Consider the following 15881-nt stretch of genomic DNA (forward strand, 5'->3'; position numbering starts at 1 on the left):
TTCTTCGGCATTGGCTCGGTGGTCGCCGCCAGCCTGGTGCCGGCCAACCGCAAGGCTTCCGCCGTGGCGCTGATGTTCACCGGGCTGACCCTGGCCAACGTGCTCGGCGTTCCGGCCGGCACTGCGCTGGGCCAGGTCGCCGGCTGGCGCTCGCCGTTCTGGGCAGTCACGCTGATCGGCGTCATCGCATTGATCAGCCTGTGGCGTGTGCTGCCCAAGCAACACGATGAAGAAGCGGTGGACATGCGCAAGGAAGTCTCCGCGCTGCGCAACGGCCCGCTGTGGCTGGCGCTGGGCACCACCGTACTGTTCTCCGCCGCGGTCTTCGCGTTGTTCACCTACGTCGCGCCGCTGCTCGGCGAAGTCACCCAGGTCTCGCCGCGCGGTATCACCTGGAGCCTGGTACTGATTGGCCTCGGCCTGACCCTGGGCAACATCATCGGTGGCCGCCTCGCCGACTGGCGCCTGGGCACCACCCTGGCCGGCGTGTTCGCCACCATGGCGGTGGTTTCCACTGTGCTGAGCTGGACCAGCGCCGCACTGATCCCGGCCGAAATCACCCTGTTCATCTGGGCCGCTGCCGCCTTCGCCGCAGTGCCCGCCCTGCAGGTCAACGTGGTCCGCGTCGGCGGCGCCGCGCCCAACCTCGTCGCCACCCTGAACATCGGCGCCTTCAACGTCGGCAACGCCATCGGCGCCTGGGTCGGCGGCAGCGTCATCGACCACGGCCTGGGCCTGACCCGCGTGCCCCTGGCCGGCGCCGTGCTCTCCGTACTCGCGCTGATCGCGGTGATGATCGCCTTCAGCGGCAAGCCCAACCAGACACAAACCGTCCTCGATTGAACCTCCACCCTCACGCCCCGGAGTAATGCAATGACTACGCTTTTCGATCCCATCGTCATCGGTGACCTGGAACTGCCCAACCGCATCATCATGGCCCCGCTGACCCGCTGCCGCGCCGACGAAGGCCGCGTGCCCAACGCACTGATGGCCGAGTACTACACCCAGCGCGCCGACGCCGGCCTGATCCTCAGCGAAGCCACCTCGGTGACCCCGATGGGCGTGGGCTACCCGGATACTCCCGGCATCTGGTCCGACGACCAGGTTCGCGGCTGGACCAACATCACCAAGGCCGTGCATGCCAATGGCGGGCGCATCATGCTGCAGCTGTGGCACGTGGGCCGTATTTCCGACCCGCTGTACCTGAACGGCGAAACCCCGGTGGCGCCGAGCGCCCTCAAGCCGGCCGGCCATGTCAGCCTGGTGCGTCCGATCAAGGAATTCGTCACCCCGCGCGCCCTGGAAACCGAAGAGATCGCCGACATCGTCGAGGCCTACCGCATCGGTGCCGAGAACGCCAAGGCCGCCGGTTTCGATGGCGTGGAAGTACACGGCGCCAACGGCTACCTGCTCGACCAGTTCCTGCAGAGCAGCACCAACCAGCGCACCGACCAGTACGGCGGCTCCGTGGAGAACCGCGCGCGCCTGCTGCTGGAAGTCACCGACGCCGTGATCGGCGTGTGGGGCGCCGGCCGCGTTGGCGTCCACCTGGCTCCGCGCATGGACTCCCACGACATGGGCGATGCCGACCCGCTGGCCACTTTCGGCTACGTGGCCCGCGAGCTGGGCAAGCGCGGCGTGGCGTTCATCTGCACCCGCGAGAAGGCCGCTGACGACAGCATTGGCCCGAAACTGAAGGAAATCTTCGGCGGCGTGTACATCGCCAACGAGCGCTTCACCAAGGAAACCGCCAGCGAGTGGCTGGAAAGCGGCAAGGCCGATGCGGTCGCCTTCGGCATCCCGTTCATCGCCAACCCGGACCTGGTGACCCGCCTGCAGAAAGGCGCCGCCTGGAACGAGCCGCACCCGGAAACCTTCTACGGCAAGGGCCCGGTCGGCTACCTGGACTACCCGCGCCTGTAAGCGTCGGTACCAGCGCCAACGAAAAGGGCGCCTTCTCGCGAAGGCGCCCTTTTTCTATTCGCCATGCGAAAACCGGAAAACCTCTGTAGGAGCGAGCTTGCTCGCGAACCGCTCGGCACCGAGGCCGGGGTTGTTCGCGAGCAAGCTCGCTCCTACAAAAAGCGCGTCAGGTTCAGGGTCGGAGCTCTTTGCAGGATGGGTGGAGCGCAGCGATACCCATGCTGTCGAAGCGATGCGTGATGGGTATCGCTTCGCTCCACGCCATCCTACGGTCCGGGGTCAGGGCGTGAGCCAGCGCAGCGGCGCAACAGTGCTTCTCGACGACAACCGATACCCCGTCGTCGCGCATCGCGTCGCCTCCGCACAGCCCTTGCAACTCCCGCAGGCCGCCGGCTCGGGCGCGACCTTTTCCACCACGCCCATCGCCAGCAGCCTTTCCAGCAAAGCTTCCAGCAGCGCCTTGGAGGCGCCGAGGCGCTGGGCCAGGGCTGGCACATCCGCCTCGCCCAGCTCGCCCAGCAGGTTGCGCACTGCGATTACCGTGGCCATCAGTGGCAGCTCCCCGCCGGGGCCGCGCGCAGCTCGCGCTCGCCATCCAGATCCAGCCCGCGCCGGCCAACCCAGCGCAGGATCAGGAACAGCACGAGGTTGAATGCCAGCACCACCCCGATCGCCACCGCGCTGTACTGCGGATGTTCGGCGAAGCTGAATACCTGGTAGCAGAGGGTCGCCAGCGAGTAGGCGACGTTCAGGCCCCAGAGCACCGAGAAGGTCATCCAGCCGCGGCCGCTTTCGCGGGTCAGCGCCCCAAGGGTCGCCACGCAGGGCACGTAGAGCAGTACGAAGACGAGGTAGCTGTAGGCGGCCAAGGGGCTGCCGAACTTGGCGGCGAAGGTGCCCATGGAGCCCTCCTCCATCTCGCCGTCCGCCATGCTCGCGGCCACCGGGTTGGCCAGCACGCTGAGGCTGAACGAGTCGCGCAGGCCGTCCAGCGTATCCGCCCCGGCCTGTTTCAGTTGGCCCCAGAGGTCGTAGGCATCGGCATCGAACGCTTCGCCCTGGATGTGCTCGGCGGTGTAGAGCGTGTTGAGTGTTCCGACCACCACTTCCTTGGCCAGCGCGCCCGTGACCAGGCCAACGGTGGCCTGCCAGTTGTCCGGGTGCACGCCCATGGGCGCCAGCAGCGGCGTGACCTTGTGGCTGAGACTCGACAGCGCCGAGTCGGCGATGTCGCCCTGCACCGGGCGGCCATCGAGGGTGACGCTGTTCAGCCCGCCGATCACCAGGCTGACCAGGATGATCACGGTGCCGGCGCGGACGATGAAGGCGCGCAGGCGCATCCAGGTCTGCAGCAGCAGGCTGCGCAGGTGCGGCACGTGGTACAGCGGCAGTTCCATGACGAAGGGCGAGGCCTCGCCGCGCATCAGTGTGTGCTTGAGCAGCAGCCCGGTGAGCACCGCCACGACGATGCCCAGCAGGTACAGCGAGAAGATCGCCAACGCGCCATTCTGGCCAAAGAAGGCCGCGGCGAACACGGCGAAGATCGCCAGCCGCGCACCGCAGGACATGAACGGCGCCATCATCGAGGTCATCAGGCGTTCGCGCGGGTTGTCCAGGGTGCGGGTGCCCATGATCGACGGCACGTTGCAGCCGAAGCCGACGATCAGCGGCACGAAGGATTTGCCCGGCAGGCCGAGGGCCTGCATCAGGCGGTCCATGACGAAGGCCGCGCGGGCCATGTAGCCGGAGTCTTCCAGCAGCGCGAGGAACAGGTACATCAGGCCGATCTGCGGGATCAGCGGCAGCACCGCGTTGATCCCGCCGCCCAGGCCCTGAGCCAGCAGCGCGGTCAGCCAGTCCGGCGCGCCGGTGCGCGCGCCCAGCCACTGGATGCCGTCGATGAACAGCGCCGAGGAGCCCTGGTCGAAGATCGGCTGCAGCGCTCCCCCCAGGGTGATGGCGAAGAAGAACATCAGGTACATCACGAAGAGGAACACCGGGATGCCCAGCCAGCGGTTCAGCGCGATGCTATCGAGCACCTGGGTCAGGCGATGCGGCGCGGCCTGGCGATGGTTGCTGGCGCGCTCGCAGAGCTCGCCGATCAATTGATAGCGCGCGTCCACCAGCAACAGCTCCGGATCTTCGCCGCAGGCACAGCGGATGGCATCGCGGGCGGCGAGCAGGCGGACGGGGTCGAGCTTGAGCTGGCGAGCGCAATGCAAGTCGCCCTCCAACGCGAGCAGCGCCATCCAGGCCTGGGCCGGCGGTGCATCGGCGGGCAGCAGTTGGGTGATGGCGTTACGCAGGGCCGTGGGATAGGGCACCTGCAGCGGTTGCTGTACACCCAGGCTGTCGATGGCCTCCTTCAGTGCATCGATGCCTTCGCCGCGGGTCGATACCAGCGGCACCACCGGGCAGCCCAATTCCCGCGCCAGCGCCTCGCGGTCGATGTTCACGCCCTGGGTACGGGCGATGTCGAGCATGTTCAGCGCCACCACGCAGGGCAGCCCCATCTCGCGCAGCTGCACGGTGAGGTAGAGGTTGCGTTCGAGGTTGGTGGCGTCCACCACGTTGACCAGCACATCCACCTCGCCATCGACGATGCAGCGCCGGGCGATCTGCTCGTCCAGCGAGGCCTGGGTCGACAAGGTGGTCAGCGAATAAGTGCCGGGCAGGTCCACCAGGCGCACGCTGTGCCGCGCGGTGTGGAAGCTGCCCTCCTTGCGTTCCACGGTCACCCCGGCCCAGTTGCCCACGCGCTGGCGCGAGCCGGTGAGCTGGTTGAACAGGGTGGTCTTGCCCGCGTTGGGGTTGCCGATCAGGCCGATGCGCAGTTCATCCATGGTCGATCAGTCCTGCGCTTCGAGCTGGAGGAAGGCCAGATCGCGGCGGCGCAGGACCAGGCTGCACTGGCGGGTATCCACCTGCACCGGATCGCCCAGCGGCGCCACGCGGCGAATCTTCAGCTCGGCACCTGGCAGCAGCCCCATGGAGAACAGTCGCTGGCGGAAGGCGGCGCCGATCCCGGGCCGGTAACCCGCGATGCGGTACCGGCGTTGCGCTTGAAGATCGTGCATGGGAAGCCTCCGGGCGAATGATCGAACAAGGGGAGAATCAGAATGACTCTCATTTGTTAGCGATTATTCGCCTCGAAGCCGGCCCTGAAACTGATTCAAGACAAGAATTGCCGTGACTACCCCCAAAGAGGGATGGCCAATGAAAAGCCCCCGGACCTTTCGGCGCGGGGGCTTTTTTAATGCCGCGGCTCAGCGTGTGCTGATCTGCTGCTGGAGGTTCTGCATCTGCTGCTGCAGGGTGTTGATGTTGCGCATCACCTGGATGCGGAACACATCGAACTCCTTGGTATCGCTGTTGGCCTGGCCCTGGCGGCCGTCGACCTCGGAGCGCAGCACGAACAGATCGTCCTGGATGCTCTTGATCGCCTTGGCCTGGCTGCCGTCCTTCTTCAGGTTGGCGATTTCCGTGTTGAGCGCCTGGATCTGCTGGTTGGCGGCGGCAAGGTCGGTCTGCACGTTCTTGAACTTGGCCTGCTCGTCGGAAATGGTCTTGAGCTTGGCGTCCAGCTGGGCCACCAGTTGCGCGGCGCTTTCCTGTTGCGCCTTGAGGTCGTCGCTGATCTGCGCCAGGCGCTTGCCCTGGGCGCCGTCGAACTCCGACAGGGAAGTCTGCTGCGCCTTGGCCTGCTCGGCCAGGCGGCCCTGCAGCTGCTTGACCTGCAGCTTCAGCGCCTCGCGGTCGCTCATGCCATTGGATTCGTTGGCGACGAACTTGCCGCGGATGTCATCCAGGCGACCGGCGGCCTCCTCGCTGATCTTGGCGAAGCTTTCCTGGGTGGCGATCAGTTGCTGCTCCATCAGCAGCAGTTGCTGGTGGCTCCACCAGCCCACGCCGGCCAGGGCGATGGCCATGGCCGCGACCAGCGCCCACAGCGCACCGGTCCCGCCGCCACGTTTCACCGGCGGGGGCAGCGGGCGTCCGCTGGGCTCGACCACACGGCGCGGGTGATGGCCGAATTCGTCGCGGTCGGCGGCGTCGGTGGAAAGATGGGGCACATCATCGAATTCGTCGAACGTGTCATTACGCATGGAATGAACCTGTGGGGATAAAGCGGCGTGTTGCCTGCGCAGGGCGCAGTATATCCGTTCGCGTGACAGTTCTGAGCAGCGTGCCATCACAGGGCGTCACGCACCTCGTCGGCGCACAGAAGACCCGTGACCGAGGTCGCAGTTCCCCAGCCGACCCGCCAATAGTGGCTTTGCGATATCGTGGCACGCCCCTTGCTCCTGCTCCCGATACTTGGCGCCGCTTTGGCGCCCTTCGCGGGGGAGGAAGTCGGGTGATCGAACTCAACAAGGCCATCCTGGATTGCATGCGCGAATTGCGCCGCCGTCTGCGTGAAGAACAGGCACTGGAGATCCAGTACCAGCAGAGCGACGCCATCGAGCGGATGCTGCGCGCCTGTGCCGATTCCGCGCGGGAAGAAACCCGCCAGATGGGGGAGCGCCTGAGCGAGCTGAGCGGCGTGAAGCTGCCGCGCGTGGTGCAGGAGCCGAGCTTCCTGCCGATGCAGGGTGGCGGTGAGCAACAGTATTCCGGCCCGCTGCGTGGCGGTGCCCGCAGCGCACGCTAGATTGGGAATGTTCTAGTAGGAGCAACTGTCTTCTTCGGTCACTCTGTGCCACTGCATTCCCCTCACCCCAGCCCTCTCCCAAAGGGAGAGGGGGCAGACCGTGCCAACTGACGCCATGGTTTCACCCTGCACCAACTGGTCCCCTCTCCCTCCGGGAGAGGGTTAGGGTGAGGGCCGACCCAAGCGCAGAGGCATCTCATAGGAGCGAGCCCTCAGGCACCGCGCACCTTCCACCACTCACAGAACTCGTCCAGCGCATCCCACAGGCTGTTCTGCGGGTCGTAGTCGAGGTACTGGCGCGCACGGGAGATATCCAGGGAGAAGTCCTTGGCCATCACCGCCATGCCCAGGCGATGCAGGGTCGGCTCCGGGCGACCGGGCAGGACCTTGCACACGCCCTCGTTGATCAGCGCCAGGTTGTACGCCAACCCGTAGGGCATGTGCCGCTCCACCGGCTGCATGTCCAGTCGGCGCAGCACGTAGTTCACCACGTCCCAGAGCGGCAGCGGCTGCCCGTTGCTGATGTTGTAGGCCTGGCCGAGCGCCGCGTCGCCCGCCATCAGGCTGGAGAACAACGCGTCGTTGAGGTTCTGGATGCTGGTGAAGTCCACCTTGTTCAGGCCCTGGCCGATAATACGCAGGCGGCCCTTGCGGTGCGCGCCGATCATCCGCGGGAAGATGCTGGTGTCGCCGGCCCCGGTGACGAAGCGCGGGCGCAGCGCCAGCACTTCCAGGCCGAACTCCTGGGCGCCGAGGGCAACCAGTTCCGACTGGTACTTGGTCGAGCCGTAATGGTTGGCGAAGCGCTTGGGCACCTGTTCTTCATTGATGCCGACATGGGACTGACCGTCGAAGTAGATCGATGGCGAGGACAGGTGCACCAAACGGCGAACCTTCTGCTTCAGGCACGCCTCGACGATGGCCTCGGTCATCACCACGTTGGCCTGGTGGAAGTACTCGTGGCTGCCCCACACACCGACCGCACCAGCGCAATGCACCACGGCGTCGACGTCGCTGCACAGCGCGCGCACCAGCGCCGGGTCCGACAGGTCGCCGGCCATGAACTCCGCGCCACGCGCCACCAGCGGCTGCAGCGCTTCCTCGCGGCGTCCGTTCACCCGTACCGCCAGGCCCTGCTCCAGGGCGAAGCGAGCGAAACGCCCGCCAATGAACCCGCTGGCTCCGGTGACCAGAATCTTCATGCACGCCACTCCTGTTTTTATTTCCGGCGACTCTATCAGCCGCCGCACGCTACCACTCTGGCCTTGCACGCCAGAAACGAATCCTTGCAGACCGCAGCGAGCCGGCAGGGTTGCACGACTTGAGATCGGCGACATGCCGGGGGTGGTTGCGACTACCCTTGAGGCACTGACGCGTATCCACGAGGCCACATCATGAGCAAGACGCACTGGATGATCTACGGCGCCAACGGCTACACCGGCCGGCTGGTGGCCGAGCAGGCGCAACGCGAAGGCCTGACGCCGATCCTCGGCGGCCGCAACCCGGCCAGCCTGCATGCGCTGGGCAGTTCGCTGGGACTGGAGTGCCGGGTGTTCGACCTGAACGACAGCGCCGCCGCCTTGGCCGCGCTGGAAGATATCGCCGTGGTCGCCAACTGCGCGGGCCCCTTCTCCGCCACCGCCGCGCCAATGATCGAGGCGTGCATCGCCAGCGGCGCCCATTACGTCGACATCACCGGGGAGATATCCGTCTTCGAATACGCCCACGGCCTCGACGAAGTGGCGCGCACGGCAGGCGTGGCGATCTGCCCCGGCGTCGGCTTCGACGTGATCCCCACCGACTGCGTCGCCGCCTGCCTCAAGGAAGCCATGCCCGACGCCACGTCCCTGGCGCTGGGCTTCGACAGCGGCAGCGGCCTCTCACCGGGTACCGCCAAGACCACCGTCGAAGGCCTCAAGCTGGGCGGCAAGGTGCGCGAAGCCGGCCGCCTGCGCGACGTGCCGTTGGGCTACAAGCGCCGCGACATCGACTTCGGCCGCGGCCTCAAGCATGCCGTGACCATTCCCTGGGGCGACGTGGCGACAGCCTATTACTCCACCGGCATCGGCGACATCGAGGTGTACCTGCCGGTGCCGCCCGCCGCCGCCATCGGCATGCGCGTGATGGACAGCTTCCGCCCACTGCTGGGCCGCGACCGCGTGCAGGACTGGCTCAAGCAGCAGGTGGAGAAGCGCGTCCACGGCCCGGACGAAGTAGCGCGCGGCAAGCTGCGCACCTGGGTCTGGGGCGAAGTGCGCAATGCCCGTGGCGAACGCTGCACGGCGCGCCTGGAAACGGCCAACGGCTATGACGTGACCATCCACGGCGTACTCTTCGCGGTGCGCCATCTGCTGGCCAATCCCACCAGCGTCGGCTGCTTCACACCGTCGAAGCTCTTCGGCGCGCGCTGCATCGAGCAGTTGCCGGGCAGCGGCAGCATCGTCATTCGCGGCTGATCGGCACCATCAGCCCCGGCGCCTTCGCCAGCAGGTGCCGGGTCAGCGCGGCGAGCAGTTCGCCGCCGTTGCGCCAGTGGTGCCAGTAAAGCGGTACGTCGATCACCCGCCCCGGCAGCATGTCCACCAGCTCACCGCGTTCCAGTTCGCCGCGCACCTGCTGCTCGGGCACCAGGCCCCAGCCGAGACCGCCGCTGGTCATGCGTACGAAGCCCTCGGAAGATGGGCACAAGTGATAGCTGAAGTGGCCGTCGACGCCCAGGTCCTTCAGGTAGCGGTGCTGCAGTTGATCGTCCGGCCCGTAGACGATGGCCGGGGCGCGCACCAGCCCTTCCGGCTTCACTCCCCTGGGAAAATGCCGGGCAATGAATTCCGGGCTGGCCAGCCCGCGATAGCGCATGGCGCCCAATGGCTCGCAGCGCCCGCCGGCCACCGGGCGCGGGCTGGCACAGACACAACCGGCCACCTCGCCGGCGCGCATGCGCTTGAGGCCGACTTCCTGGTCCTCGACGACAAGGTCCAGCAACACATGGCGCTCGCCACAGAAGTCCCCGACCGCCTGCGCCCACCAGGTCGCCAGGCTGTCGGCGTTCAGCGCCAGGCGCAGGCGCTCGGGCGCAGCGCCGTCGTCCAGCGCAGGCACCCATTGCTGTAGGTCGCCCTCCAGCAGGCGCACCTGCTGCACATGGTTGAGCAGGCGCTGCCCGAGATCGGTCGGCTGCGGTCGCGCCGCACGCACCAGCACCGGCTGCCCGACCCGCGCCTCCAGCAGTTTTATGCGCTGGGAAATCGCCGATTGCGACAGCCCCAGCACCTGGGCGCCACGCTCGAAACCGCCCTGCTCCACCACGGCGGCCAGGGCGGCAAGCAGCTTGTAGTCGAACATGATCAGTTTCCCTAATGAGATATCAGCAGTATTGGTTTTTCTTATACAGGCCAAAGCCGGACAATCGCCAGCATTCCCACTCGATCAAATGGATTGCCCACCATGGCTGGCGAAACCTCACTGGCCGCGCTGCTGCGCGACATGACCCCGGTGCTCAATGACGGCGAATACGTCTACTGCACCTTGCCCGACGGGCAAATGCCCGCCGGCCTGCAGCCGCTGGGCAGCTTCCGTGAAAGCGAAGGGCTGACGCTGATCCTGCCCCGCGCCGAGGCAGAACAGGCCGGGCTTGCCTTCGACTACGTCGCCGCGTGGCTGACCCTCGAGGTGCACTCGGCATTGCAGGCGGTGGGCCTCACCGCCGCCGTCGCGACGGCCCTGGCCAAGGCCGGGATCAGCTGCAACGTGGTCGCCGCCTGGTACCACGACCATCTGTTCGTCGCCCACGCCGACGGCCCGCGCGCGCTGGACGTCCTGCACGCGCTCACGCTCAATCCCCCCGCCATCAATAAAGAGGGGATATGAATCATGTGGCAGAGCTATCTCAACGGCATCCTGGTCGCCGCCGGGCTGATCATCGCCATCGGCGCGCAGAACGCCTTCGTCCTCGCCCAGAGCCTGCGCCGCGAGCATCACCTGTCGGTCGCCGCGCTATGCGTGGCCTGTGACGCCATCCTGGTCAGCGCCGGGGTATTCGGCCTGGCGAAGATCCTCGCCGAGAACCCGACACTGCTGGCCGTCGCCCGCTGGGGCGGTGTCACCTTCCTGGTCTGGTACGGCCTCAAGGCGCTGCGTCGCGCAGTCGCACCCGAAGCCATGGCCAACGCCGGAGAAACCGGCCCGCGCTCGCGCCGCACCGTGCTGATGGCTGCGCTGGCGGTCACCCTGCTCAACCCCCATGTGTACCTCGACACCGTGTTGCTGATCGGTTCCCTCGGCGCCCAGCAGGCCGCCCCCGGCGCCTACGCCATGGGCGCGGCCAGTGCCTCGCTGATCTGGTTCTTCACCCTGGCCTTCGGTGCCGCGTGGCTCGCGCCCTGGCTGGCACGGCCGGCGACGTGGCGCCTGGTGGACCTGATGGTCGCGGTCATGATGCTGGGGATGGCCGCGCAGCTGGTGTTCGCCGCCTGATCTACTGGCGGCGCGGAAACAGTCCGAACGACGTTCCGTCATCACGGTCTGTGTAGGGTGAGGGCCGGATACCAGCGCAGGCCGCCTCCCAGGGCCTTTGCCCCTACAGTTGCTGCGTGGATATGCCACAGGTCGGGTGCTATGATCCGACCTTCGCGGCGCTGGCGGCCAAGGCTGCCAGACGCAACTGGCGCGCTGCCTGTCCCCTTGCGGGACGTCTTGCAGCTACGCCCGGATGCCGCGACACCTACGATACCGGCCCCGTGTACCGGTCGCGCGTTCGCCGCGCTAGCCCAGACTGAGTGAGATAGGAGAGACACCATGGCTTTCGAATTGCCTCCGCTGCCCTACGCGAAGAATGCCCTTGAGCCGCACATTTCCGCGGAGACTCTGGAATTCCACCACGACAAGCACCACAACACCTACGTCGTGAACCTGAACAACCTGGTTCCGGGTACCGAGTTCGAAGGCAAAAGCCTGGAAGACATCGTCAAGACCTCTTCCGGCGGCATCTTCAACAACGCAGCCCAGGTGTGGAACCACACCTTCTACTGGAACTGCCTGAGCCCCAACGGCGGTGGCCAGCCCACCGGCGCCCTGGCTGACGCCATCAACGCTGCCTTCGGTTCCTTCGACAAGTTCAAGGAAGAGTTCAGCAAGACCTCCATCGGCACCTTCGGCTCCGGCTGGGGCTGGCTGGTGAAGAAAGCCGACGGTTCCCTGGCCCTGGCCAGCACCATCGGTGCCGGCTGCCCGCTGACCAGCGGCGACACCCCGCTGCTGACCTGCGACGTCTGGGAGCACGCCTACTACATCGACTACCGCAACCTGCGTCCGAAGTACGTCGAGGCGTTCTGGAACCTGGTCAACTGGGACTTCGTGGCCGAGCAGTTCGCTGCTTGATCGCACCCCGCTTGATCTGAAAAAACCCGGCCCCGTGCCGGGTTTTTTCGTAAGGGGCGCGTAACACCTTCGTGTCGGCTAACCTGAAAGGCCGGTACAGTCACGAAACACAACGATGGCCCTTTGACGTCATTGCGCCAATTGCCAATACTCAGCCCCAGTCGTTCGCCCCTGGCGAGAAACAAGGAAAGACCTTGAAACTGGATCCCCGGCACAGCCTCTCCCTCAAGCTGCTGCGAATGGTATTGCTCGCGGCCCTCGTGGTCGGGGTGGTACTCAGCTGTGCCCAGATCGTCTATGACGCCCACAAGGCGCGCCAGAACGTACACAACGACGCCCAGCGCATCCTGGCGATGGTTCGCGACCCGTCTACCCAGGCCGTCTACAGCCTGGACCGCGACATGGCGATGCAGGTCCTCGAAGGCCTGTTCCAGCACGAAGCCGTGCGCTATGCCGCCATCGGCCACCCCGACGAACCCATGCTGGCGGAGAAATCCCGCCCGCTGCTGGACTCCAACACCCGCTGGCTGACCGACCCGATCCTCGGCGCCGAGCAGAACTACTCCATCCGCCTCGCCGGCCGTGGCGGCTCCAACGAATACTACGGCGACCTGAAGATCACCTTAGACACCGCGCCCTACGGCGACGACTTCGTCGCCACCTCGGTGATCATCTTCATCTCCGGCATCCTCCGCGCCATGGCCCTGAGCCTGGTGCTGTTCATGGTCTACCACTGGCTGCTGACCAAGCCGCTGTCGAAGATCATCGAGCACCTGGCCTCGATCAACCCGGACCGCCCCAGCCAGCACAAGCTGCCGATGCCCGACGGCCACGAGAAGGACGAACTGGGCCTGTGGGTGAATACCGCCAACCAGTTGCTGGCCTCCATCGAGCGCAACGGCCATTTGCGCCGGGAGGCCGAAGACAGCCTGCTGCGCATCTCCCAGTACGACTTCCTCACCGGCCTGCCCAACCGCAAGCTGCTGCAACAACGCCTGGACCAGATCCTCGAAGGCGCCTCGCGCCTGCAGCGCCGCGTTGCCGTGCTCTGCCTGGGCCTGGATGACTTCAAGGGCATCAACGATGCAATACAGCTATCAGTTCGGCGACCAGTTGCTGATCGCCCTCGCCGACCGCCTGCGCACCCGCAGCGCGCACCTGGGCGCCCTGGCGCGGCTGGGCGGCGACCAGTTCGCCCTGGTCCAGGCCGACATCGAGCAGCCCTACGAAGCAGCGGAGCTCGCCCAGCAGATCCTCGACGACCTCGAAGCCCCCTTCGAGCTGGACCAGCACCTGGTACACCTGCGCGCCACCATCGGCATCACCCTGTTCCCCGAGGACGGCGAGACCACCGAGAAGCTGCTGCAGAAAGCCGAACAGACCATGACCCTGGCCAAGAGCCGCTCGCGCAACCGCTACCAGTTCTACATCGCCAGCGTCGACAGCGAGATGCGCCGCCGCCGCGAACTGGAGAAGGACCTGCGCGAAGCCCTGGCGCGCAACGAACTGCACCTCGTGTACCAGCCGCAGGTGGATTACCGCGATCACCGTGTGGTCGGCGTCGAGGCGCTGCTGCGCTGGCAGCACCCGACCCAGGGCTGGGTCGCGCCGGACCTGTTCATCCCGCTGGCGGAGCAGAACGGCAGCATCTTCAGCATCGGCGAATGGGTGCTCGACCAGTCCTGCCGCCAACTGCGCGAATGGCACGACCAGGGCTTCGATGACCTGCGCCTGGCGGTCAACCTCTCCACCGTGCAGTTACGCCACAACGCCCTGCCGCGCGTGGTCAGCAACCTGCTGCAGATGCACCGCCTGCCGCCGCGCTCGCTGGAACTGGAGGTCACCGAGACCGGCCTGATGGAGGACATCTCCACCGCCGCCCAGCACCTGCTCAGCCTGCGCCGCGCCGGCGCGCTGATCGCCATCGACGACTTCGGCACCGGCTACTCCTCGCTGAGCTACCTGAAGAGCCTGCCGCTGGACAAGATCAAGATCGACAAGAGCTTCGTCCAGGACCTGCTGCTGGACGACGACGACGCCACTATCGTTCGCGCCATCATCCAGCTGGGCAAGAGCCTGGGCATGCAGGTGATCGCCGAGGGCGTGGAGACCGTCGAGCAGGAGGCCTACATCATCGCCCAGGGCTGCCACGAAGGTCAGGGCTACCTCTACAGCAAGCCGCTGCCGGCGCGCGAGCTGACGCTCTACCTCAAGCAGGCACGGCGCCTGGCCGAAGCGGCCGGCGGCAATCCCGGCGGGTCCGTCGAGCGGCATTGACGGCGTAGGGCGAATGAAGCGGAACGCTTCATTCGCCATCCCCCCACGCCGAATCCCCTTGTAGGAGCGAGCTTGCTCGCGAACCGCATGGCGCCGGAGCTGTTCGCGAGCAAGCTCGCTCCTACAAAGAGCTAATTCCCTGACGCCGATAGCGACTTGCTGGCCCCGTGACCAAACAGCGCCACCGATCTCTCTTTTCAAAAATGCAAATCTTTCGCATTATGTTGCGGATTTTCTTGCGCAGTCCTTTTTCGTGCGCCTCTTCTCCATGCAAAGGAACCCGTCATGACTCGTATGCCCTGGGCCACTGCCAGCCTGCTCGCCATCGCCATCTCCCTCGCCGGCTGCGGCGATGACAAGAAAGCCGAAGCCCCCGCCGCCGCCGCGCCGGCTGCCAGCACCCAGAGCACTGCCCCGGCAGCGACCGCCAAGGTCGACGAGGCCGCGGTCAAGGCCGTAGTGAAAAACTACCTGGACATCGCCGAAGCCACCTACGGCGACGCCCTGACCACCGCCAAGGCGCTGCAGACCGCCGTCGACGCGCTGATCGCCAAGCCCAGCGAAGAAACCCTGAAGGCCGCCCGCGAAGCCTGGATCGCTTCCCGCCCGTCCTACTCGCAGAGCGAAGCCTTCCGCTTCGGCAACTCGATCATCGACGACTGGGAAGGCGCGGTTAACGCCTGGCCGCTGGACGAAGGCCTGATCGACTACGTCGCCAAGGACTACCAGCACGCCGAAGGCAACGCCGGCGCCACCGCCAACATCATTGCCAACACCGAGATCCAGGTCGGCGAAGACAAGATCGACGTCAAGGAAATCACCGGCGAGAAGCTCAAGGGCCTGAACGAGCTGGGCGGTTCCGAAGCCAACGTCGCCACCGGCTACCACGCCATCGAATTCCTGCTCTGGGGCCAGGACCTGAACGGCACCAAGCCGGGCGCCGGTGATCGCAAGTACACCGACTACGCCCAGGGCAAGGACTGCACCAACGGTCATTGCGACCGTCGCGCTGCCTACCTGAAGGCCGTCACCGACCTGCTGGTCTCCGACCTGGAAGAAATGCACGGCAACTTCAAGTCCGGCGTCGCCGACAACTACCGCGCCAAGGTCGAGGCCGACACCGCCGAGAACAACCTGCGCAAGATGTTCTTCGGCATGGGTTCCCTGTCCCTGGGCGAACTGGCCGGCGAGCGCATGAAGGTCGCGCTGGAAGCCAACTCCACCGAAGACGAGCACGACTGCTTCAGCGACAACACCCACAACACCCTGTTCTTCAACGCCAAGTCCATCCGCAACATCTACCTGGGCGAGTACAAGCGCACCGACGGCAGCGTCGTGAAGGGCCCGAGCCTGTCCGACCTGGTCGCCAAGGCTGACGCCGCCGCCGATACCGACCTGAAGAATGACCTGGCCAACACCGAAGCCAAGATGCAGGTCATCGTCGACCGTGCCGAGAAGGACGGTGTGCACTTCGACCAGATGATCGCTCCGGAAGACAAGGACGATCAGCAGAAGATCCGCGACGCCATCGCCTCGCTGGTCAAGCAGACCGGCGCCATCGAGAAGGCCGCTACCGCGGTCGGCGTGCAGGACCTGAAGCCGGACAACGCCGATCACCAGTTCTGATCCGCGCGTCCTGAAGTGACTGCGGCTC

General features: G+C 66.1%; 14 protein-coding genes and 1 pseudogene. 9 read left to right on the forward strand and 6 right to left on the reverse strand.

Annotated features, from left to right (window positions below):
• Together A6723_RS09665 and A6723_RS09670 are read left to right on the forward strand one after the other, a co-directional pair.
• Positions 1-843 (forward strand): MFS transporter (locus A6723_RS09665; RefSeq protein ID WP_064979622.1); only part of this gene is annotated, 843 nt, incomplete at its 5' end.
• A gap of 30 nt (positions 844-873) precedes the next feature.
• Positions 874-1923: an alkene reductase gene (locus A6723_RS09670; protein ID WP_054909807.1), complete on the forward strand. Its 1050-nt coding sequence runs from the start codon at positions 874-876 to the stop codon at positions 1921-1923.
• A gap of 279 nt (positions 1924-2202) precedes the next feature.
• Here the strand turns inward: A6723_RS09670 and A6723_RS09675 are convergent, their stop codons facing one another.
• The 4 genes from A6723_RS09675 to A6723_RS09690 form a co-directional block, all read right to left on the reverse strand.
• The gene (locus A6723_RS09675; RefSeq protein ID WP_054909808.1) at positions 2203-2472 is read right to left on the reverse strand and encodes a FeoC-like transcriptional regulator; all 270 of its coding nucleotides are present in this window, start codon (positions 2470-2472) and stop codon (positions 2203-2205) included.
• Positions 2472-4766 carry a Fe(2+) transporter permease subunit FeoB gene (gene feoB, locus A6723_RS09680; RefSeq protein ID WP_054909809.1) on the reverse strand — a complete coding sequence of 765 codons (2295 nt, stop codon included), beginning with the start codon at positions 4764-4766 and terminating at the stop codon, positions 2472-2474. The genes A6723_RS09675 and feoB overlap by 1 nt, the downstream gene beginning before the upstream one ends.
• A 6-nt stretch (positions 4767-4772) precedes the next feature.
• Positions 4773-5000, reverse strand: a complete 228-nt coding sequence (feoA, locus tag A6723_RS09685; protein ID WP_037009455.1) for a ferrous iron transporter A — start codon at positions 4998-5000, stop codon at positions 4773-4775.
• 189 nt (positions 5001-5189) lie between these two features.
• Positions 5190-6029: a hypothetical protein gene (locus A6723_RS09690; RefSeq protein ID WP_054909810.1), complete on the reverse strand. Its 840-nt coding sequence runs from the start codon at positions 6027-6029 to the stop codon at positions 5190-5192.
• A 254-nt stretch (positions 6030-6283) separates the two neighbouring features.
• On the opposite strand from A6723_RS09690, the gene A6723_RS09695 reads away from it, so the two are divergent.
• Positions 6284-6574: a hypothetical protein gene (locus A6723_RS09695; RefSeq protein WP_054909857.1), complete on the forward strand. Its 291-nt coding sequence runs from the start codon at positions 6284-6286 to the stop codon at positions 6572-6574.
• Between the two features lie 212 nt (positions 6575-6786).
• On the opposite strand, the gene A6723_RS09700 is transcribed toward A6723_RS09695, so the two are convergent.
• Positions 6787-7776 (reverse strand): NAD(P)-dependent oxidoreductase, encoded by a 990-nt coding sequence (locus tag A6723_RS09700; protein WP_054909811.1) that lies wholly within the window; start codon positions 7774-7776, stop codon positions 6787-6789.
• 192 nt (positions 7777-7968) lie between these two features.
• Here A6723_RS09700 and A6723_RS09705 point away from each other — a divergent pair, with 192 nt between their 5' ends.
• Positions 7969-9030: a trans-acting enoyl reductase family protein gene (locus tag A6723_RS09705; RefSeq protein WP_054909812.1), complete on the forward strand. Its 1062-nt coding sequence runs from the start codon at positions 7969-7971 to the stop codon at positions 9028-9030.
• Here the strand turns inward: A6723_RS09705 and A6723_RS09710 are convergent.
• Complete coding sequence (locus A6723_RS09710; RefSeq protein ID WP_139092947.1) at positions 9017-9922, reverse strand: LysR family transcriptional regulator ArgP; 906 nt, start codon at positions 9920-9922, stop codon at positions 9017-9019. The two genes, A6723_RS09705 and A6723_RS09710, sit on opposite strands and share 14 nt — an antisense overlap.
• Before the next feature lie 96 nt (positions 9923-10018).
• Between A6723_RS09710 and A6723_RS09715 the strand changes: the two genes are divergently transcribed.
• From A6723_RS09715 to A6723_RS09735, 5 genes and pseudogenes are all read left to right on the forward strand, one after another.
• The gene (locus A6723_RS09715; RefSeq protein WP_054909814.1) at positions 10019-10441 is read left to right on the forward strand and encodes an ACT domain-containing protein; all 423 of its coding nucleotides are present in this window, start codon (positions 10019-10021) and stop codon (positions 10439-10441) included.
• A 3-nt stretch (positions 10442-10444) separates the two neighbouring features.
• Positions 10445-11047, forward strand: a complete 603-nt coding sequence (locus tag A6723_RS09720) for a LysE/ArgO family amino acid transporter (protein ID WP_054909815.1) — start codon at positions 10445-10447, stop codon at positions 11045-11047.
• Between the two features lie 321 nt (positions 11048-11368).
• Positions 11369-11950 carry a superoxide dismutase gene (locus A6723_RS09725; RefSeq protein ID WP_045211147.1) on the forward strand — a complete coding sequence of 194 codons (582 nt, stop codon included), beginning with the start codon at positions 11369-11371 and terminating at the stop codon, positions 11948-11950.
• A gap of 194 nt (positions 11951-12144) precedes the next feature.
• Positions 12145-14227, forward strand: a pseudogene (locus tag A6723_RS09730) (putative bifunctional diguanylate cyclase/phosphodiesterase).
• A 285-nt stretch (positions 14228-14512) separates the two neighbouring features.
• Positions 14513-15853 (forward strand): imelysin family protein, encoded by a 1341-nt coding sequence (locus A6723_RS09735; RefSeq protein ID WP_054909816.1) that lies wholly within the window; start codon positions 14513-14515, stop codon positions 15851-15853.
• The last annotated feature ends 28 nt before the right edge of the window (positions 15854-15881 follow it).

Source organism: Pseudomonas sp. AU11447 (assembly GCF_001672555.2).
GTDB classification, from domain to species: domain Bacteria; phylum Pseudomonadota; class Gammaproteobacteria; order Pseudomonadales; family Pseudomonadaceae; genus Pseudomonas; species Pseudomonas nitroreducens.

Excerpts from the sequence above, each read along its gene's own strand:
- A6723_RS09670 (WP_054909807.1), top strand. The coding sequence starts at position 874 with ATGACTACGCTTTTCGATCCCATCGTCATCGGTGACCTGGAACTGCCC.
- A6723_RS09675 (WP_054909808.1), bottom strand. The coding sequence starts at position 2,472 with ATGGCCACGGTAATCGCAGTGCGCAACCTGCTGGGCGAGCTGGGCGAG.
- feoB (WP_054909809.1), bottom strand. The coding sequence starts at position 4,766 with ATGGATGAACTGCGCATCGGCCTGATCGGCAACCCCAACGCGGGCAAG.
- feoA (WP_037009455.1), bottom strand. The coding sequence starts at position 5,000 with ATGCACGATCTTCAAGCGCAACGCCGGTACCGCATCGCGGGTTACCGG.
- A6723_RS09690 (WP_054909810.1), bottom strand. The coding sequence starts at position 6,029 with ATGCGTAATGACACGTTCGACGAATTCGATGATGTGCCCCATCTTTCC.
- A6723_RS09700 (WP_054909811.1), bottom strand. The coding sequence starts at position 7,776 with ATGAAGATTCTGGTCACCGGAGCCAGCGGGTTCATTGGCGGGCGTTTC.
- A6723_RS09705 (WP_054909812.1), top strand. The coding sequence starts at position 7,969 with ATGAGCAAGACGCACTGGATGATCTACGGCGCCAACGGCTACACCGGC.
- A6723_RS09715 (WP_054909814.1), top strand. The coding sequence starts at position 10,019 with ATGGCTGGCGAAACCTCACTGGCCGCGCTGCTGCGCGACATGACCCCG.
- A6723_RS09720 (WP_054909815.1), top strand. The coding sequence starts at position 10,445 with ATGTGGCAGAGCTATCTCAACGGCATCCTGGTCGCCGCCGGGCTGATC.
- A6723_RS09725 (WP_045211147.1), top strand. The coding sequence starts at position 11,369 with ATGGCTTTCGAATTGCCTCCGCTGCCCTACGCGAAGAATGCCCTTGAG.
- A6723_RS09735 (WP_054909816.1), top strand. The coding sequence starts at position 14,513 with ATGACTCGTATGCCCTGGGCCACTGCCAGCCTGCTCGCCATCGCCATC.